The organism is Uruburuella testudinis (assembly GCF_022870865.1).
Classification (GTDB): Bacteria; Pseudomonadota; Gammaproteobacteria; order Burkholderiales; family Neisseriaceae; genus Neisseria; species Neisseria testudinis.
Genome location: NZ_CP091508.1, coordinates 211,135 through 231,392, shown reverse-complemented (window position 1 = coordinate 231,392; position 20,258 = coordinate 211,135). Strand labels below are relative to the sequence as shown.

At 57.4% G+C, this 20,258-nt stretch carries 16 protein-coding genes; 12 read left to right on the top strand and 4 right to left on the bottom strand.

Features of this window, described 5'->3' with window-relative positions:
• Window positions 1-66: 66 nt before the first annotated feature.
• Window positions 67-792 carry a tRNA pseudouridine(65) synthase TruC gene (truC, locus tag LVJ83_RS01015; protein WP_244787576.1) on the bottom strand — a complete coding sequence of 242 codons (726 nt, stop codon included), beginning with the start codon at window positions 790-792 and terminating at the stop codon, window positions 67-69.
• A gap of 365 nt (window positions 793-1,157) precedes the next feature.
• Here truC and LVJ83_RS01010 point away from each other — a divergent pair, with 365 nt between their 5' ends.
• Complete coding sequence (locus tag LVJ83_RS01010) at window positions 1,158-2,405, top strand: M48 family metallopeptidase (RefSeq protein ID WP_244785445.1); 1,248 nt, start codon at window positions 1,158-1,160, stop codon at window positions 2,403-2,405.
• Between the two features lie 70 nt (window positions 2,406-2,475).
• On the opposite strand, the gene LVJ83_RS01005 is transcribed toward LVJ83_RS01010, so the two are convergent.
• The 3 genes from LVJ83_RS01005 to LVJ83_RS00995 all read right to left on the bottom strand — a co-directional run bounded on the left by LVJ83_RS01005 (window position 2,476) and on the right by LVJ83_RS00995 (window position 7,052).
• On the bottom strand, window positions 2,476-3,876 hold the full coding sequence (locus LVJ83_RS01005) for a coniferyl aldehyde dehydrogenase (protein WP_244785443.1): 1,401 nt from the start codon (window positions 3,874-3,876) through the stop codon (window positions 2,476-2,478).
• Window positions 3,873-5,480, bottom strand: coding sequence for a GMC oxidoreductase (locus tag LVJ83_RS01000; RefSeq protein WP_244785441.1), 1,608 nt, complete (start codon window positions 5,478-5,480; stop codon window positions 3,873-3,875). The genes LVJ83_RS01005 and LVJ83_RS01000 overlap by 4 nt, the downstream gene beginning before the upstream one ends.
• A 528-nt stretch (window positions 5,481-6,008) precedes the next feature.
• Complete coding sequence (locus tag LVJ83_RS00995) at window positions 6,009-7,052, bottom strand: metallophosphoesterase (protein ID WP_244785440.1); 1,044 nt, start codon at window positions 7,050-7,052, stop codon at window positions 6,009-6,011.
• 362 nt (window positions 7,053-7,414) lie between these two features.
• Here LVJ83_RS00995 and urtA point away from each other — a divergent pair, with 362 nt between their 5' ends.
• The 11 genes from urtA to LVJ83_RS00940 all read left to right on the top strand — a co-directional run bounded on the left by urtA (window position 7,415) and on the right by LVJ83_RS00940 (window position 20,238).
• Window positions 7,415-8,755: an urea ABC transporter substrate-binding protein gene (gene urtA / locus LVJ83_RS00990; RefSeq protein WP_244785438.1), complete on the top strand. Its 1,341-nt coding sequence runs from the start codon at window positions 7,415-7,417 to the stop codon at window positions 8,753-8,755.
• Window positions 8,756-9,168: 413 nt separating this feature from the next.
• Window positions 9,169-10,833, top strand: a complete 1,665-nt coding sequence (urtB, locus tag LVJ83_RS00985) for an urea ABC transporter permease subunit UrtB (protein ID WP_244785436.1) — start codon at window positions 9,169-9,171, stop codon at window positions 10,831-10,833.
• Complete coding sequence (urtC, locus tag LVJ83_RS00980; RefSeq protein WP_244785434.1) at window positions 10,830-11,987, top strand: urea ABC transporter permease subunit UrtC; 1,158 nt, start codon at window positions 10,830-10,832, stop codon at window positions 11,985-11,987. Before urtB ends, urtC begins: the two co-directional genes overlap by 4 nt.
• A complete protein-coding gene (gene urtD / locus LVJ83_RS00975) occupies window positions 11,984-12,781 on the top strand; it encodes an urea ABC transporter ATP-binding protein UrtD (RefSeq protein ID WP_244785432.1) in 798 nt (265 codons plus the stop codon). Before urtC ends, urtD begins: the two co-directional genes overlap by 4 nt.
• A gap of 248 nt (window positions 12,782-13,029) precedes the next feature.
• Window positions 13,030-13,737, top strand: a complete 708-nt coding sequence (gene urtE, locus LVJ83_RS00970) for an urea ABC transporter ATP-binding subunit UrtE (protein ID WP_244785430.1) — start codon at window positions 13,030-13,032, stop codon at window positions 13,735-13,737.
• Window positions 13,738-13,970: 233 nt separating this feature from the next.
• Window positions 13,971-14,273, top strand: a complete 303-nt coding sequence (gene ureA / locus LVJ83_RS00965; RefSeq protein WP_244785428.1) for an urease subunit gamma — start codon at window positions 13,971-13,973, stop codon at window positions 14,271-14,273.
• Window positions 14,274-14,422: 149 nt separating this feature from the next.
• Complete coding sequence (locus tag LVJ83_RS00960; protein WP_244785425.1) at window positions 14,423-15,118, top strand: glutamine amidotransferase; 696 nt, start codon at window positions 14,423-14,425, stop codon at window positions 15,116-15,118.
• Between the two features lie 114 nt (window positions 15,119-15,232).
• Window positions 15,233-17,284, top strand: coding sequence for an urease subunit alpha (gene ureC / locus LVJ83_RS00955; protein ID WP_244785423.1), 2,052 nt, complete (start codon window positions 15,233-15,235; stop codon window positions 17,282-17,284).
• A 387-nt stretch (window positions 17,285-17,671) separates the two neighbouring features.
• Complete coding sequence (locus LVJ83_RS00950) at window positions 17,672-18,943, top strand: C4-dicarboxylate transporter DctA (RefSeq protein WP_244785422.1); 1,272 nt, start codon at window positions 17,672-17,674, stop codon at window positions 18,941-18,943.
• 85 nt (window positions 18,944-19,028) lie between these two features.
• On the top strand, window positions 19,029-19,547 hold the full coding sequence (gene ureE / locus LVJ83_RS00945; RefSeq protein WP_244785420.1) for an urease accessory protein UreE: 519 nt from the start codon (window positions 19,029-19,031) through the stop codon (window positions 19,545-19,547).
• A complete protein-coding gene (locus LVJ83_RS00940; protein ID WP_244785418.1) occupies window positions 19,528-20,238 on the top strand; it encodes an urease accessory protein UreF in 711 nt (236 codons plus the stop codon). Before ureE ends, LVJ83_RS00940 begins: the two co-directional genes overlap by 20 nt.
• Window positions 20,239-20,258: the final 20 nt, after the last annotated feature.

Genomic DNA, 20,258 nt, shown 5'->3' with positions numbered 1-20,258 from the left:
GCAGTCTTTACCCATTCACAAAAGGCGGCGGGGCAATGCTGTTGATGATGTTTGTGAGCGGGTATTTCAAACGGCCTCTGCCCAACCAAACGCTTGCGCTACACCCTGCCAGGCCTCATCCGCGCCGGCCGCCACATTAATCCGCAGGCCGTCTGAAAGGCGGTTGAAGCTGAGGCTGCGGGCATGCAGCATCAGCCGTGTGCTGCCGGTATGGGCGGCAACGGCGCGGTTTTGGGCATTGTCGCCATACGTGGTGTCGCCGACAATCGGGTGGAAAATATGCTTCATGTGGCGGCGCAATTGGTGTTTGCGGCCGGTGCGCGGCGTGAGCTCGAGCCAGGAATAGCGCGAGGTGGCATAACGGGCGGCCGAGGCAAACGGCTGTTCGGTTTGCGCCAGGCAGCGCCACCCGGTTACGGCGCTCTGCGCGGGTTTGTCGGCATCGGCAAAAGCATCGGCGATTTTATCGTGCACTTCTTTCAAGGCGTAATCTATACAGCCGGCGCCGTGCAAATGGCCGCGCACCACCGCCCAATAATTTTTTTCCACGCTTTTTTGCGCAAACTGCTGCGAGAGCGCATGCGCCGCTTCGCTGCTTAAGGCAAACAGCAACACCCCGGAAGTCGGGCGGTCGAGCCGGTGCACGGGGTAGACATGCTGTCCGAGCTGATCGCGCAGCGTCTGCATCACAAAAAGTGTTTCGCGCCGGTCGAGCCAGCTGCGGTGCACCAGCATGCCCGCCGGCTTGTTGACGGCGGTGCAGTCGGCATCGTGATAGAGGATTTCGAGCATCAAGTAGGTTTCATATCCATTCACAAAAGTAAGCGAACCAGGCGGCAAGCCGAATACAATACACACCTACGGGGCTGGTTGGCTTGGCGCTTCAGCGCCTTAGGGTGTCCTCTTTGAGCTCAGGCGAGCCAACGCTGTTAGGTGACTTTTGTGAATGGGTTTCAGACGGCCAAAAAAAAAAGCCCTTGCTTTAACAAGGGCAGAAGTTCATCACTTCCTATTTGTTAGGAAAAACAATGAAAAGTTGCTGAAAGCTATTGTAGCCGCTTGTGCGGGCAAATACCAGCGGCGGGCGCAAATTCGGGCGGGTTTGTGGGGATTACGCTACAATGGCCGCTTCTGTGATTTCCCTTTGATTTGTTGTGATGACTGCTGATTCTGTTTATAAAATTTTTCTGTTTTTCTTCGCCGCTTCCACCGCTTTACAGCTTTATCTGTCGGTGCGCCAAAGCCGTGCCGTGTTGCGCCACCGCAGCGCCGTACCCCATGATTTCAGCGCCACGGTTACGCTGGCCGAGCATCAGAAGGCTGCCGATTACACGCTGGCCAAGCAGCGGCTGGCGCGTTGGCGTATTCTGTGGGATGCGCTGTTGCTGCTGGTGTTTACCCTCGGCGGCGGCTTGAATGCCCTGGCCGCTTTAGGCGCCAAGTTTTCAGACGGCCCCATCACACAGGGAGTATGGCTGATTGCTTTGTTTGTGCTGGCAAGCACGTTGCTGAGCCTGCCATTTGACGTGTATGCCACCTTCAGGCTCGAGGGCCGTTTCGGTTTCAACCGCAGCACCCCGGCCACTTTTATCGCCGACCGCGGCAAAGGTTTGCTGTTGGGCGCGCTCATCGGCATTCCGCTGCTGTATGCGGTGATTTATCTGATGGGGGCGAGCGGCGCGTTGTGGTGGCTGTGGGTTTGGGTGTTGTGGCTGGTTTTTTCGCTGCTGATGCTGTGGGCGTTTCCGAAATGGATTGCGCCGCTGTTCAACACCTTCGAGCCGTTGCCTGAAGGCCGTCTGAAAACCCAAATCGAAAATCTGCTGGCGCGCACCGGCTTTAAAAGCAACGGTATTTTTGTGATGGACGGCAGCAAGCGCTCCGGCCACGGCAATGCTTATTTCACCGGAATGGGCGCCAACAAACGCATCGTGTTTTACGACACCCTGCTCAAAGACATGCAGCCGGAAGAAGTGGAAGCGGTCTTGGCGCACGAATTGGGGCATTTCAAACACAAACACATCATCAAGCAGATGATAATTACCTTTATCTTGGCGCTGCTGGTGTTGTTTATCCTCGGCCGGCTGATGCCGCAGGCGGCGTTTTATCAGGGTTTGGGCGTGGCCTATCCCAGCCACGCCATGGCTTTGCTGCTGTTTTTGCTGGTGTTGCCGCTGTTTACTTTCCCGTTTTCGCCGCTCTCCGGCCTGATGTCGCGCAAAAATGAATTTGAAGCCGACCGTTTCGCCGCTCAAACCGCTTCGGCGCAAAATCTGATCACCGCACTCACTAAGCTTTACCGCAGCAACGCCGCCAGCCTGGTGGCCGATAAATGGTACGAACGCTTTTACGCCTCGCACCCCGGCGCCCGCGCACGGATTGCCGCCTTGAAAAAGGCCGTCTGAAAAGCGGTTGCATGCCCGCTCGGCAAGCAACCGGCAATGGCTTGCTTGCCGAACGGCCATGGCTCGAAGCCTATCTCAGCAACACTTTCAACATCCATTCAAACACCTTGCCGTAAGGCGGTGCCAGCAACCCCATGCTGTTGAGGCGGCTCTGAACAAACACCGGCTTGAGGTGCGAAAAAGTATCGAAGCCGGTTTGGCCGTGGTAGGCGCCCATGCCCGAGGCACCGATGCCGCCGAACGGCAGGTTTTCCTGTGCCACATGCAGCAGGGTTTCGTTTACGCTCACGCCGCCGGATACCGTGCGCTGCAACACAGCATCAATCTGCGCAGGCGATTTACCGAACACATAAAGTGCCAGCGGCCGCTCCCGCCCGCGGATATAGGCGATGGCCTCTTCCAACGTGCGGTAAGGCACCAGCGGCAGCAGCGGGCCGAAGATTTCTTCCTGCATCAGCGGCGTATCGTCGGGTGCACCGATAATCAGGTGCGGGGCCAGCCAGGTGCCGTTCGGGCGCTGTTGCCCGCTGTCTAATGGCCACACAGTGGCGCCGTTTTCTTGTGCTGTTTGCAGATAATCCTGCAAACGCCGGTGCTGGCGGGAATTGATGATGTGGCTGTAGTCGGGGTTGTCGGCCGTATCAGGATAATGTGTGTTTACCCAGGCACGGGCTTTTTCGATAAAGGCCGTCTGAAAAGCTTCGGGCAGCAACACATAATCAGGGGCAATACAGGTTTGCCCGGCATTGAGCAGTTTGCCGCCCATCACCCGTGCAACAGCACGATCCAAGTCGGCATCTTCCAAAATCAGCGTCGGCGATTTGCCGCCTAATTCCAACGTTACCGGGGTCAGATTGGCGGTGGCGGCCTGCATCACCTTGCGCCCTACCGCGGTGGAGCCGGTAAACAGCAGATGGTCGAACGGCAATGCGGTAAACGCAGCGGCGATGTCGGCACCGCCTTCTATCACCGCCAATTCGTCATCATCAAAATACTGCGGCACGGTGTCGGCCAGCCAGCGGCTGAATGCAGGTGCATGCTCCGAAGTTTTGACCATCGCCCTATTGCCGGCGGCAAAAGCGCCGATAAGCGGGCCGGTGGTGAGAAAAAGCGGGTAATTCCACGGTGCCACAATGCCCACCACGCCTAAAGGCTGCGGCACGATACGGCTTTTGGCCGGCCAAAACCACCAGTCGGTGGCGACTTTGCGCGGCCGCATCCACTTTTTGCCGTGTTTGAGCGCATGGCGGATACCGGCTACCGTGGGGAAAATTTCCAGCAAATCGGTTTCATGGCCGCTGCGGTTGCCGAAATCTGCACTGATGGCCGTCTGAATTGCAGAACGGTGTTCGCGTACCATGCGTGCCAATTGCTGCAAACGTTGCTGCCGCTGCGGCCACGGCACTTCGGTGTGTTGTCGCGAGGCATCGTGCAGCCGGCGGAAGTGGTCGGGCAAAACGGTCGGATTCATAACGGCTCCTTGGGGGCAATCCGGCTGATGGCGGCTTCGGCCAATGCGGTAATGGTGAGGCTGGGGTTGACACCCAGATTGGCAGAAATATTGGCACCGTCAATCACATACAGATTGTGATAGCCGAATACGCGGTGTTGCACATCACACACCCCCTCTTCAGGCGAAGCCGCCAAAGCCGCCCCGCCCATGCAATGCGCAGTGGCGGGAATGTTTAAAAACACATCGGCCACACAGGTAAACGCGCTGGCTCCATGCGTTTGCGCGGCCTGAAAAGCAAAATCGCTGGCGGCGGGAATATAAGCGGGAATGGCGGCGCCCTCGGTGGCCAGCTGCCGCCGCCACGGCCGCCACCAAGTGTTGCGCCAAACCATATTTAAAGGCTGCGGCGCGGTTTGCATACATAAAAAAATCAGCGATTCGCGCGCCATGTTTTTCGGCCGCAGCGCCTGCCACATGCTTTTAGGGCGGGTGAACCAGCCTTTCAGAAAAGCGGCCAACCATTGGCGCAGATTCAAACGGCCCGAACGGCTGTGGTTCATCAGCGTGCCCAACAGGCTGACGATATCGGAGCCGGCGGGGAAACGGGTGGCTTCGATGTGGGTGCCGTCGGCCAGATGGATGCCCGAGCCGATGGCAATGCCGCGTGAAAAATCTTCATGGCCGCCGGGAAAACGGATGCCGATCAGCGATTCGGCATTGGTAAACACATTGCGCCCCAACGCCGGCGAAATGCGCGGCAGCAGGCCTTGTTCGCGCATAGCAAACAAGAGCTTCTGCGTGCCGAGGCTGCCGGCCGACACAATCACATTTTGCGCGGTGTAGTGCTGTTCAGGCCGTCTGAAAGGCTTCACCGTTACCCGATAGCCCTCGCTGCCGTCGCCCGCTTCGCCCAAAGGCTCGATGCGGGTAACGCGGCTTTCGGGCAACAGCTCGGCACCGGCTTTTTCAGCCAGATAAAGATAGTTGTAATCGAGTGAATTTTTGGCGCGGTAACGGCAGCCGACCATGCAACCGCCGCAGCCGATGCAGGGCGAACGTGTCGGGCCTTTGCCCTGAAAATAAGGATCGCCGTTTACCGGCGTTTGCACCTGTTCGTCATCATGGCCGAAATAAATGCCCACACGGGTGCGGTAAAAACTACCGCCCACGCCGGCTTCGGCCGCCAGGCTTTGCAAACGGTAATCGGCATCGGCCAATAGTGGGTTGGTGGTCACGCCCAGCATACGCTCGGCGGTGCGGTAGTGGGCGGGCATCAGCTTTTCCCAGTCACACAGCCCCGCCCAAGTGCCGTTACGCCACACTTCATCGGGCGGCACCAACAGCGTGTTGGCATAGGTAATCGAGCCGCCGCCGACAGCATTGCCGTGCAACACCAGCATATGCCGGAACAGCCGCAGCGAAAAAAAACCGCGGCAGGCCAATGCGGGCAGCCACAGAAAGCGGCGCAGATTCCAAGTGGTTTCGGGCATGTTTTGCGGCGTGAACCGCCGGCCTTGCTCGACCACCGTGACCCGGTAGCCTTTTTCCGCCAAACGCAAAGCCGACACGCTGCCGCCAAACCCGGAACCGACAATCAGATAATCGGTGTCGAAAGCCGGCATGTTTTCCTCTTTTTCTTGTTGTTTTGCAACCGCCGCAACGCTGCGGCGGCGGTTGGTTTGATCAGTTTCAGACGGCCTTTACAGTGCGCCGCTGTCCGCTTTATATCACATTCTTGAAGCTTGCAGGAATACGCTGCACGGCAAGGCCGTCTGAAAGGCTTACCCTGTTTCAGACGGCCTGGTTTAGATGGCCGGGTTGGCGTGGCTTCAGCCCGCGAACACCGCTTGGTCTGCGTGTGTGTTTTTATGGGCAGAACGCTCGCTGCAATGACGGCACGGGCTTCGGCAGACTCAGCCGCCTGAATAAATACCCATGCGTTGTCAGATTGACAAAAGGCCGTCTGAAAGCATTTGCCTTTCAGACGGCCTGGGGTTCTGATGTGTCGTTTATGAGAAGATTTTTGTTTCTGAAAACGCATCTGCTGCGTTAAAAAGCCTCGCAAGATGCCCAATCTTGTTGCGTTTTAGGAGTAAACGCACCCGTCAATCGAATGGCCAGCATTCCCTAAGTTTTTATTCATCTTTTTCTTACACCGTAGCCACGGTTTCGCCGTCATCAAACACCAACACCTGCTCCGGCCAGCGCATGGCGGCCAGGCGGAAAGTCGAACGGGCCGGCAATATCTGGTCGCGGCGGTCGCGCCAGCGGGCACCGACGGAATAATCGATGCAGTAAACATTATGCGCAGCACCGTGCCAGGCGTTGTTTTGCGGCGGCATCAGGTTTTCGCGGTGCGGGTCGGCTTCGCGCGGATACCAGTGGCGCCAATAATGACCGATAACCACCGGCACGGCTTCGGTGTAATCGTTCCACCAGGCGCTGCGGGCGGTGTAGCGCCAACGTCCGCCGGCGTAAAAAGGCGCGGCGGCGGTGGTTTCGGCGCCGCTGGTGAGGGCGCGGATGGGGTGCAAACGGCTGCGTGCCAGCTCATATGCGGCGGTGGCGGGCATCGGCGGCGGCGCGGCGGGGTTTTCCATCGCTTCGGCATACACCTGCTGTTCGCGCAGGTAATCCTCATACCAGGCGGCCGTCTGAAGCTGCCGGGTTAGGGCTTCATCATAGCGGCGGTATTGCGCTGCCAACGGCTCGCCCGCCGCCGCTTCGATGACGGCCAGGCTCTCGGGCAGCCAGGCTGCGTGCACAATGCGGATATCGTCGCGCACCAACACCAGCGGCTGCTCGGCCAGCCAGGCATTCAGCGCCGGTTTGGCAGCTTCGGGCAGAATGTTCCACGGCGCGTATTGGCCGTCTTTTTCGGCGCGGCAGCGAAAATACCAGCCGGAGCCGTCTTTCGGCTCACCCATCAAGGCGTTTAATTCGTGGTTGCCAAGCACAGTAAAGGCATAACCGGCATCGTGCGCGGCTTTAAACCAGGCCAGCACGGCAGGGCTGTCGGGGCCGCGGTCGCACAAATCGCCCACAAACACCAGCCGCCGCCCCTGCGGGTGGCTGCCGTTGTCGCGGTAGCCCAAATGATGCAGCAAGGCTTGCAGGGCGGCAAATTCGCCGTGCACATCGCCGATGATGTCGAGGGCGGTTGCGGGCAGGGTTTGGCGGTAGCGGTAAGACATAGGGGCTCTCTGAAAGTATCACGCTGAAAGCATAATCGGTTTGCGCCGGCACGTAAATCAGCAGCCGGCGTTTTTTGCGGCGGCGGTGTTTCAGACGGCCTTATCTGTAGTTTTGATACAAATAAGCCCATCAATAAAACATCATTCCGATATTTTCTTTCAAACCGCCCGAATACTGCCGCCAAACTCGCATTGTTAACAATATTCTGCTTTTAATTAAAAATATTGTTGACAATTTATTCGGTGCTTTGCTAATCTTTACGAAAGATTGTTAACAATTTCAACAATCCTGACATCAAGATTGCTTGATTTTCCATGCTTCATTAGTGATTCAACACCTTACCAGCCTCGGAGACACCACCATGATGACCAAACGAAAATTCCTGCTCACAGCCGTATGCTCGACGCTGCTCTTGTTCGGCTGCGGCCAGAAATCGGGCGAACAAGCCGCTCAAAGCACTGCATCGGGCGCATCTGCCGCTGCCGTTGCCGATGATTCCAACCCGATTAAAGTAGGTGTATTACATTCTTTGAGCGGCACCATGGCGATTTCTGAATCGGCGTTGAAAGACACGGTGCTGATGCTGATTGACGAGCAAAACGCCAAAGGCGGCGTGTTGGGCCGCAAAATCGAGCCGGTGGTGGTCGACCCTGCTTCCAACTGGCCGCTGTTTGCCGAAAAAGCCCGCGAGCTGCTGGCCAAAGACAAAGTAGTCGCCACCTTCGGCAACTGGACGTCGGTGTCGCGCAAATCGGTGTTGCCGGTATTTGAAGAGCTCAACGGCATTTTGTTTTACCCGGTGCAGTGGGAAGGCCAGGAAAGCAGCAAAAATATTTTCTACACCGGCGCCACGCCCAACCAGCAGGCCATCCCCGCCGTAGATTATCTGCTTGACCAAGGCGTTACCCGCTTTGCCCTGCTCGGCACCGATTATGTGTATCCGCGCACCACCAACAAAATTCTCGAAGCCTATCTGAAATCGAAAGGCATTCCCGAGAGCGACATCATGGTCAACTACACCCCCTTCGGTCATTCCGACTGGCAGTCGATTGTGGCCGATGTGAAAAAATTCGGTGCCGGCGGCAATGCGGCGGTGGTCTCTACCATCAACGGCGATGCCAACGTGCCTTTCTACAAAGAGCTGGCCAACCAGAGCGTGTCGCCCGAGCAGATTCCGGTGATTGCCTTCTCGGTGGGCGAACAAGAGCTTTCGGGCATCGACACCAAGCCGCTGGTCGGCCATCTGGCGGCGTGGAACTATTTTGAAAGCATCGACACCCCCGCCAACGAAGCCTTTATCAAATCTTGGAAAGACTTCAAGAAAGACAACAACGCCGTTACCAACGACCCGATGGAAGCCACTTATATCGGCTTCAATATGTGGGTGAAAGCGGTAGAAAAAGCCGGCACCACCGATTCGGATGCCGTACAGCAGGCGCTGATCGGCGTGGAAGTACCCAACCTCACCGGCGGCACCGCCAAAATGCTGGCCAACCACATGATTACCAAACCGGTATTCATCGGCGAGATTCAAGACAACGGCCAGTTTGACGTGGTATGGCGCACCGAAGGCGAAGTCGACGGTCAGGCTTGGTCGCCGCTGCTGCCCGAATCGGCCAATCTGATTGCCGACTGGAGCGCCGGCGTGAATTGCGGCGCATACGACAAAACCACTCAAAAATGCACCGCAGGTACGCAGTAAAAGCGGAAACAGGCCGTCTGAAACACGCCGGGCAGAATATTGCCGCATAGTTTCATACCCATTCAAAAAAGTAAGCTAACAAGGCGGCGAGCTGAAGACAGTACAGATAGTACGGGGCTGGTTTGGTTGACTTGGCGCTTCAGCGCCTTAGCGAAACCAGTCCTCTTCGAGCTCAGGCGAGCCAACGCCGTTAGGTTATTTTTGTGAATGGGTATCAGACGGCCTGTGCTGTTATCCGCCTAACTTAAGAAACTCAAATCCGACCGCTGCCGCCCGATAGAAACCGCAATCGAACCATGGCATTTTTTCAACCGATCCGATGGTTTCAACCAAGCCATTCATCAGAAATTTTGAGCATCGGCATTGCCGTCAACCTATCAAGGCTGCCTCCCAACCCACACAAAGGACCGCATATGAAGTCCCTGTTCCGCCTCAACAAGCTGCCCGGCCTCGGCGCTTTAGCGCTGGCGCTGGCCTTATCGCTGTCGCCGCCGGCGCTGGCCGACGAAACCGCATCCGCGCCTGTGGCCGCTGCTTCCGCCGCCGACACCGCAAGCGCCGCCCCTGTTGGTTTTCAGACGGCCTTGCAAGGTTTGGCATCCAACAACTTCAACACCAAGCAAGCCGCAGTAGAAGCCATTGCCGCATCCGGCCATGCGCAAGCGCTGGATACCCTCGCCGCGCTGGCCGACGGGCGGCTGTTTGCCGAGGGTCCAACGTTTTACATCAAAGCCGCCGACAGCGAGCAATTCGCGCCCATTGATGCGCCCGATGCCGCCGCCGACAAACCGGCCGCCGCCAAACGCATCACCACCAACAACAAAATCCGCTTGTGGATCCGCACGTATGTGGCCGAAAACGCGCTGCTGAGCAACGATGCCGAAGCCCGCAAAGCCGCCATGACGCAGATGCTGCAAAAAAACGATGCCTCGGCGCTGGCGCAAGTGCAGGCCGCCTTGCCCAAAGAAAACAACCAAAGCGTGCGCGAGCTGATGCAAACCTATATCGCCCGCGCCGATTTGCAGGGTGGCGACCACAGCCGTCATGCGGCGGCGATTGCCGTATTGGGTAAAAACGCGCTGCCGGAAAACCTCAGCCTGCTGCAAAACTATGTTCAGACGGCCTCAACACCCGAATTGAAAGCGCAGGCCGAAAAAGCTATTTCCTCTATCGAAACCAAACAAACACTGATGAAAGGCGCAGAAAACGTGAGTTTCGGCCTGAGCCTCGGCTCGATTCTGGTGCTGACCGCCATCGGTTTGGCGATTACTTTCGGCGTGATGGGCGTGATTAATATGGCGCACGGCGAACTGATGATGATCGGCGCGTATTGCGCCTATGTGGTGCAGCTTTTGATGCCGAACCACATCGGCTGGTCGATTGCCGTGGCGATTCCGGTGGCGTTTGCCGTCAGCGGCTTCGTGGGGGTGTTGATCGAGCGGTTTGTGGTGCGCTACCTGTATGGCCGCCCGCTGGAAACGCTGCTGGCCACCTTCGGCATCAGCCTGATTTTGCAGCAATTGGTGCGCAGCGTGTTTTCCCCGCTCAACCGCATGGTGCAAACGCCCGAATGGATGAGCGGTGCCTGGCAGATTATGCCGGGCTTGTCGGTTACCTGGAACCGCGTATACATCTTCATTTTCTGCCTGCTCTGCTTCTTTGCGCTCTTGGCGGTGATGAAGCGCACCCGTCTGGGGCTGGAAGTGCGCGCGGTGTCGCAAAACCGCCATATGGCGCGCGCCATGGGCATCAACGACCGCAAAGTCGACATGATGACCTTCGGCCTGGGCTCCGGCGTGGCCGGTGTGGCGGGCGTGGCCTTGTCGCAACTTACCAATGTCGGCCCCAACCTCGGCCAGCAATACATTGTTGATTCGTTTATGGTGGTGGTGGTCGGCGGGGTCGGCAATTTGTGGGGCACGCTGGTTTCCGGCCTCGGCCTCGGCCTGCTGAATAAATTTATGGAACCTTGGCTGGGCGCGGTGCTCGCCAAAGCCATTGTGCTGGTGCTGATTATTCTGTTTATCCAAAAATTCCCGCGCGGGCTGTTTCCGCAGAAAGGACGGGCCGTCGAATGAGCCGTTCACCTTTATTCACTTTATTACAACGCGAGCCGCTGCTGGGCAAAATCACCGTGGCGCTGCTGTTGGCGCTGCTGGTTGTCGTGCCGGTGGGCAACCTTTTGATTCCCGCAGGCAGCGCGCTGCACATTTCCACCTACACCGTTACCCTGCTGGGCAAATACCTCACCTATGCGCTGCTGGCGCTGGCGCTGGATTTGGCCTGGGGCTATCTGGGTATTTTGAGCCTCGGCCACGGTGCATTTTTCGCCCTCGGCGGCTACGCGATGGGCATGTATCTGATGCGCGAAATCGGCGACCGCGGCGCTTATGCCAACGCCAATCTGCCTGACTTTATGGTGTTTTTAGGCTGGACCGAGCTGCCCTGGTTTTGGGCGGGCAGCGAATACTTTGCATGGGCGCTCTTGATGATGCTGTTTGTGCCCGGTTTACTGGCTTTCATTCTCGGCTGGCTGTGTTTCCGCTCGCGCGTGTCGGGCGTGTATCTTTCCATCATCACCCAAGCCATGACTTATGCACTGATGCTGGCGTTTTACCGCAATGAAATGGGCTTCGGCGGCAACAACGGCCTCACCGACTTTAAAGACATCCTCGGCTTTTCACTGCAATCCGACCACACCCGCGTGGCCTTGTTTGCGGTGTCGGGCATCACCGTGCTGGCCGTGTATGCCTTTTTGCGCAGCATCATGCATTCGCGCTTGGGCAAGCTGATCGTTGCCGTGCGCGATGCCGAAATGCGCACCCGTTTTGTGGGCTTTCGCGTGGAGCACATCAAGCTGCTGGTTTTCGTGCTCTCCGCCATGATTGCCGGGCTGGCCGGCGCGCTGTATGTGCCGCAGGTGGGCATTATCAACCCGAGCGAATTCGCCCCGCTGGCCTCGATTGAAATCATCATCTGGGTGGCGCTCGGCGGCCGCGCCACGCTCTATGGCGCGATTATCGGCGCCTTTGTGGTGAACTATGCCAAAACCTGGCTCACCGCCGCCTTTCCCGATGCCTGGCTGTTTTTCCTCGGTGCGCTGTTTGTGCTGGTGACCATCTTTTTGAAAGAAGGCATTGCCGGGCTGGTTAAATCACGCCGGGCACCGCGCAACGATGACGACACGCCGTCTGAAACCGATTCCGCCAAACAGCAGGAGGCCGCCGCATGAACACTGCCGCACAAACCCGTTTCGACAACCTGCACATCGACAACAACATCATCCTTTATATGGAAGACGTATCGGTGAGCTTCGACGGCTTCAAAGCCATCAACAAGCTCAACCTCTACATCGACCGCGGCGAATTACGCTGCATCATCGGCCCCAACGGCGCGGGCAAATCGACCATGATGGACATCATCACCGGCAAAACCCGCCCCGACGAAGGCACGGTATTTTTGGGGCGCGACCACAACCTGCTGCAAATGAGCGAAGCCGAAATCGCCCGCGCCGGCATCGGCCGCAAATTCCAAAAACCGACCGTGTTTGAATCACTCAGCGTGTATGACAACCTTTCGCTGGCGATTGCCGGCAGCAAAAGCGTGTTCGGCGCCTATTTCGGCAAATGGCGCAAGCTGACGGGCGAGCAAGACGACTTTCTCGACAGCGTGCTCGACACCATCGGCCTCACCCACACCCGCGCACGCATGGCCGGATTTTTGTCGCACGGCCAAAAACAATGGCTGGAAATCGGCATGCTGCTGATGCAGAAACCGCAGCTTTTGCTGGTAGACGAACCGGTAGCCGGCATGACCCACGGCGAAATCGAACGCACCGCCGAGCTGCTCACCGGCCTGGCCGGGCAACAGGCCGTGGTGGTGGTGGAGCACGATATGGAATTCGTGCGCAAAATCGCCCGCCAAGTCACCGTGCTGCACCAAGGCAGCGTGTTGGCCGAAGGTACGCTGGCGCAAGTGCAGGCCGACCGGCAAGTGATCGAGGTGTATCTCGGCGGCGGCCATTAAATTAAGTTGAGGCCGTCTGAAAACCATTCAGACGGCCTGTAGATGCGGCCATTTTAATGCTAAAAATATTTTATTAACTTCTTTTTAAAACAATCAGATTGATTTAAAAATTCAGCGATTTAATGGCCGTTTCTATAGCGTGCCGAAACCGATAACGGCAGCAGCAAGCCGCCGGAGTTCAAACACCGCCCCAAACAAACACCCGCCTGAAACCCATCCCTTTCAGACGGCCACCCAAAGGAAAAACCATGCTCAGCATCGAAAACCTCAACCAATATTACGGCCAAAGCCATATTCTGCACGACATCAGCTTTACCGCGCCCGAAAAAGAGTGCACCTGCATCATCGGCCGCAACGGCGTCGGCAAAACCACCCTGCTCAAATCCATCATGGGCGAAGTGGCCGCCAAAGCCGACAAACTACACTACCAAGACACCGACTTACTGAAAATCAAGCCCGAAAAGCGCGCTTATGCCGGCATCGCCTACGTGCCGCAGGGGCGGCAGATTTTTCCGCTGCTCAGCGTTGAAGACAACCTCAAAATCGGCCTGCCCGTGCACAACAAACGCAGCAAAGAAACCACCCGCCAAGTGCCCGAACTGATTTACGAGCTGTTTCCCGTGCTGTTCGACATGAAGCAGCGCCGCGGCGGCGACCTTTCCGGCGGCCAGCAGCAGCAGCTCGCCATCGGCCGCGCCCTGGTCACCAACCCCAGCCTGCTGATACTCGACGAGCCCACCGAAGGCATCCAGCCCAACATCGTCGACGACATCACCAAAGTCATCCGCCGCCTCAATCAGGAATGGGGCCTGACCGTATTGGTAGTGGAGCAGAAACTGCACCTCATCAAAACCCTGGCCGACCATTTCGTCTTGCTCGAACGCGGCCGCTGCGTGGCGCAAGGGCGCGGCGATGAGCTGACGCCCGAGCTGATTCAAACCTATTTGAGCGTATAACCCTTTAACACGGCAGAAACAAGCCGCCAAGCATTCACAAGCCTTTTCTTTTGCGGTATGCTTGCATTTAAATTGTTAACAATATTTTCAGACGGCCTCAAGCCTGTTCAGGCCGTCTGAAACCGTTTCAACCATCATCCGCTGATTATTTTGAATGGCGCCCATGCCCGCCGCCATCCGGCCATGCCGTCTGAATGATTGAAAAACGCCCCCGTTTCCGAAAGCCGAACACCATGCACCTGACCTCACGCGAACAAGAAAAACTGATGCTGTTTCTCGCCGGCGAATTGGCCGCCAAACGCCGCGCGCGCGGCCTCAAGCTGAATTACCCCGAAGCCGTGGCCTATATTTCCAGCCATCTGCAAGAAGCCGCCCGCGACGGCATGAGCGTGGCCGGGCTGATGCAATACGGCGCCACCCTGCTCACCCATGAAGATGTGATGGAAGGCGTGGCCGACATGATTCACGAAGTGCAGATCGAAGCCACCTTTCCCGACGGCACCAAACTCGTTACCGTGCACCAGCCCATCCGCTAGGGTGTCATGACCATTCGATTTATGGGTGCTTTTGCTCCTGAAAATGCAGATGCAACGCAATCAAGATGGCTACAACTGACTTTTATCTTGATATGAAGCCCTTCCGTTTTCAGACGGCCTCTATCACAATTGAAAAAAGGAAATCAAAAATGGCCGCCATCGCCGTTATCCGCCATCTCGCCTTCGAAAACCTCGGTATACTCGAAAACCTGTTTACCCGCCGTGGCGACACCTTTTTCTATATTGAAGCCCCCGCTGCCGATTTTACCGACCCACGTCTGCAAAGCGCCGATTTACTGGTGATATTAGGCGCCCCCATCGGCGCATTCGACGAAGCCCGCTACCCCTTTCTCAACGCCGAAACCGCCTGCATCCGCACCCGTATCGAAGCCGGAAAACCCACGCTCGGCATTTGCCTCGGCGCCCAACTGATCGCCCGTATTCTCGGCGCCGCCGTAGCGCCGATGGGCAATAAAGAAATCGGCTTTTCCCCACTTGCCCTCACCGAAGCCGGCACCGCCTCGCCGTTGCGCCATTTGGCCGGCACCCCCGTGCTGCACTGGCACGGCGACCAATTCGAAATTCCGCCCCAAGCGGCACACCTTGCCGCCAGCGCCGCCTGCCCCCATCAAGCATTTTCAGTCGGCACGCATATTTTGGCTTTACAATTCCACCTCGAAGCCGATCCGGCCAAAATCGAATACTGGCTGGTGGGCCATGCCTGCGAATTGGCCGCGGCCGGTATAGATTTGCAGCAACTGCGCGACGATGCCGCCCGCCACGGCCAAGCCCTGCAACAGGCCGCTGAAAAAACCATAAGCGAATGGCTGGATCAAGCACGGTAAACCCTTTCAGGCGGCCTATGATATTTCATTCCGACCATACTGCTGTTTTCAGACGGCTGCCTGAGTATCAAGACCAGGCCGTCTGAAACCCCAAACCACATAAGGAACCTGTCTATGAACCCCGGAGAATACCGGTCTGCCGGTGGCGATATCGCCGCCAACCTCGGCCGTGAAACGCGCACACTCACCGTTGCCAACCGTGGCGACCGCCCGATTCAGGTAGGTTCGCACTATCATTTCTGCGAAACCAACCCCGCACTCGAATTCGACCGCGAAGCCGCGCGCGGTTTCCGCCTCAACATTCCCAGCGGCAACGCCGTGCGCTTCGAGCCGGGCGAGCGCAAAACCGTGGAGTTGGTGGCGTTCGGCGGCGCCCAAATCCTGCAAGGCTTCCGCAATGAAACCGACGGCCCGGTCAGCATTGAGCCGCAAGCGCCCGAGCAAGCCGCACTCACCATTCCGCGCGCGCAATACCTCGCCACTTACGGCCCCACCGTGGGCGACAAAATCCGCTTGGGCGACACCAACCTCTTTGCCACCATCGAGCGCGATTTACTGACCCATGGCGATGAATGCAAATTCGGCGGCGGCAAATCGGTGCGCGACGGCATGGCGCAATCGGCATCCGCCTGCCGCAGCGATGAAAACGTGCTCGATTTCGCCATCACCAACGTCGTCATCATCGACCACAGCGGCATCATCAAAGCCGACATCGGCATCCGCGACGGCAAAATCGTCGGCATCGGCCAGGCAGGCAACCCCGACACCATGAGCGGCGTAACCCCCAACATGGTGATTGGCGCGGCCACCGAAGTGCACAACGGCGCCCATCTGATTGCCACCGCCGGCGGCATCGACACCCACATCCACTACATCTGCCCGCAGCAAATCGAACACGCGATTGAGAGCGGCATCACCACCATGATCGGCGGCGGCACCGGCCCCGCAGACGGCACCAACGCCACCACCGTTACCCCCGGCGCGTGGAACATCCGGCGCATGTTGCAGGCCGCCGAAGCCTATCCGGTCAACCTCGGCTTTTTCGGCAAAGGCAATTGCGCCAGTGTCGAGCCATTGCGCGAACAAATCGAAGCCGGCGCACTGGGTTTGAAAATCCATGAAGACTGGGGCGCCACCCCGGCCGTGATTGATGCCTCCTTGCGCATCGCCGACGAGATGGACGTGCAAGTTGCCATCCACACCGACACCCTCAACGAAAGCGGTTTTCTCGAAGACACCATGCAGGCGATTGCCGGGCGCGTTATCCACACCTTCCACACCGAAGGCGCGGGCGGCGGCCATGCCCCCGACATCATCAAAGCGGCCATGTATCCCAACGTATTGCCCGCCTCCACCAACCCCACGCGCCCGTTTACCGTCAACACCATCGACGAGCATCTCGATATGCTGATGGTGTGCCACCACCTCGACAAACGCGTGCCCGAAGACGTGGCCTTTGCCGATTCGCGCATCCGCCCCGAAACCATCGCTGCCGAAGACATTCTGCACGACATGGGCGTGTTTTCCATCATGAGCTCCGACTCGCAAGCCATGGGGCGCGTGGGCGAAGTGATTATCCGCACCTGGCAGACCGCCGACAAAATGAAACAGCAGCGCGGCAGCCTGCCCGAAGATTCAGACGGCCTCGACAATTTCCGCATCAAGCGCTACATCGCCAAATACACCGTCAACCCCGCCATTGCCCACGGCATCAGCGAATATGTCGGCTCTATCGAACCGGGCAGAATGGCCGATATCGTGTTGTGGAAACCGGCCTTTTTCGGCGTGAAACCCGAAATCATCATTAAAAACGGCAGCATCAGCTACGCACGCATGGGCGACCCCAACGCCAGCATCCCCACCCCGCAGCCGGTGGTATACCGCCCCATGTTCGGCGCCCACGGCAAAGCCGTTGCCGAAACTGCCGTGTTGTTTGTTTCACAAGCCGCCGTCGATGCCGGCATCCGCAGCCGCTACGGCCTTGCCAAGCAAACGCTGGCGGTGAAAAACTGCCGCAACATCGGCAAAAAAGACTTAATCCACAACAACGGCACACCCGAGATGACAGTCGACCCCGAGCGCTACGAAGTACGCGTTAACGGCGAACACATCACCTGCGAACCGGCACACCAGCTGCCGTTGGCACAAAGGTATTTTTTGTTTTAACTGATTCAAAGGCAACAAACAGCGCCCAACGGCTTTACCCCCACCCTCCCCGTTGGAACGGGTTAGGGTGGGGGCAAAAATCGAGCGGCAAGGCCCAACAGCGCCGAACAGCTGAATTTTCGTCATTCATCAACCCACAGCTCCGGCCCTCAACACAAGCTTTTTCAGACGGCCGCTTTCATCTTTCAGGCCGTCTGAAAGCCACCCTAGCGTGTCTTGATGTGTCGATTGATGAGGGGATTTTTATTCCTGGAAATACAGATGCCAGGCAAAAAATGCAGCAAGATTCGACATCTTGCGAGGCTTTTTCACGCAGCAGCTACGTTTTCAGGGGCAAAATACACCCGTAAATCGACATCAGAACACCCTAAAATAAAGGAGTTTTATATGTGGACATTTTGCCGCTCGATTTTCGGGCAAGTGGTAATGGCGCTGATACTCGGCGTGTTTATCGGTTTGGCTGCGCCCGAATTCGGCCAACAGCTCAAACCGCTGGGCGACGGCTTTATCCAGCTGATTAAAATGCTGATTCCGTATATCGTGTTTTGCGTGGTGGTACACGGCATTGCCGATGCGGGCGATTTGAAAAGTGTCGGCCGTGTGGGCATTAAGGCACTGGTTTATTTTGAAGTGGTGACCGGCATTGCGTTGGTGATGGGCTTGGCGGCGGCCTATCTGTTTGAACCCGGTGTCGGCATGAATGTTGACGTGGGCACCTTGAATGAAGAAACGCTCAACACCTACAGCAGCAATGCCGACAAGCTGATGCAGGGCGGTTTTACGGCCTTTTTGATGGCCTTGATTCCGAAAACCGTTACCTCGGCCTTTGCCGAGGGCAACGTGTTGCAGGTATTGCTGATTGCGGTATTGTTCGGCTGCGCACTTTCCGCCATGGGCGACAAGGTGAAAGCGGTTACCGATTTTATCGGCCAGCTTGCCGCCGTATTGTTTAAAATCATGGGCTTTATCATCCGGCTGGCACCTTTGGGCGTGCTCGGTGCGATTGCCTTTACCGTGGGCAAATACGGGCTCGATTCGTTCAAACAGCTCGGCCTGTTGGTGTTGCTGTTTTACGGCTGCGTGGCTGTGTTTGTGTTCGGCGTGCTCGGCATCATCATGCGCCTGTCGGGTTTGAGCCTGTGGAAGCTGTTGCGCTACCTGAAAGAAGAGCTGGCCGTGGTGTTTGCCACCACATCATCCGACAGCGTATTGCCGCAAATCATGGCCAAGCTGAAAAATATGGGTATTAAAGATTCCACCGTGGGGCTGGTGGTGCCCACCGGTTATTCGTTTAACCTCGATGCTTTTTCGATTTACATTACCTTGGCGGCGGTATTTATCGCGCAAGCCACCAACACCCCGGTTTCGATGGCCGATTTGCTGACTATTTTGCTGGTGGCGCTGATTACCTCAAAAGGCGCACACGGCGTACCCGGCTCGGCCATTGTGATTTTGGCCGCCACCCTGCATGCGATTCCGGCCATTCCGGCGGTGGGGCTGATTTTGATTTTGTCGATCGACTGGTTTATGGGCATCGCCCGCGCACTCGGCAACCTGATCGGCAACTGTGTGGCTGCCGTGGCCATTGCCTCTTGGGAGGGCAATATTGATAAAGAACAGGCACGCAAAGTGCTCGGGCATTCCAGCCATGCTGAATAACGCGGATTTTTTGTGATAAACATGCCGCTGAAACAACCTCAACCAGGCCGTCTGAACCTTTTTTCAGACGGCCTCAGGAAAGCTTATGAATTTAATCATCCAACACATCCTTGACCACAACACCCCGGCCGGCCCGCAGGCCGAATGCGATACCGTGCGCCTGCAATGGTTTGAAGCCGACCGCCGCATTTTGCGCAAAACCAGCACCGGCGGGCGCGATATCGCCTTCCGTTTATTGAAAGAAGGCCAGCGCCTGCGCCACGGCGATGTGGTTTATGCCGACAGCAAACTGCTTATCCGCATCGAAATCGAGCCGAGCGAAGTAACCGTGTTGTCGCCGCAAACCCTGCCCGACATGGCGCGCGCCTGCTACGAAATCGGCAACAAACATGCGCCGCTGTTTCTCGACGGCGATGAATTGATCATGCCTTACGAGCCGCCGATGTTTGCCTGGCTCGATGCCGCCGGTTTTTCGCCCCGCCGCGACCGCCGCCGCCTGAGCGAGCAATTGCGCGCCAATTCCGCCCAAGGCGCGGGCGGCCACAGCCACGACCATCATCATCCCCACAGCCACGGCCACCACCATGAACACCATCACGGATAACGCCGCACTGATGCGCTTGGGCGCGCTGCTGCATTTGGTCGACCCCACGCTGCCCATCGGCGGTTTCAACCATTCGGGCGGGCTGGAAACCTTTGTGCAGCAAGGCGTTATCGCAGATGCAGGCCGTCTGAAAGAATATGTGCAGGTTCAGCTCACGCAAAACTGGGTATATAACGACGGCGCCTATGTATCGCTGGCGTTTGATGCCGCCGCACACCGTGATTTGGCCGCATTATTGGCGCTCGACGAAAAAATCGGCGCCGCCAAATCAGCGCGTGAAATCCGCGAAGGCAGCTTCAAACTCGGCGTGCGGCTGTTGAAAATTTTTGCCCGCCACGAGCGCGCCGACATTCTGCACTGCTTTCAGACGGCCTTAACCGCGCAACAGGCCAAAGGTTATTTTCCGCTGGCTTTCGGCTTGACGGCCGCCTGCATGGGGCTGGATAAGGCGCAGACACTGTATGCGTTTTACTATAATGCCGCCGTCGGTGCCGTAACCAACGGCGTGAAGCTGATACCCTTGAGCCAAATGGCCGGGCAGGATATATTGTTCGAGCTGCGCACAGCGATTGCCGATGCCGTAGCCGCAAGCCTCACACCCGACCCCGAATGGATAGGCGCCGCCACCCTGGCCGCCGACATCCGCGCCATGCAGCATGAGCGGCTGTATACACGGCTGTATATGAGTTAGACCATTTAAGCTGCCGGCAA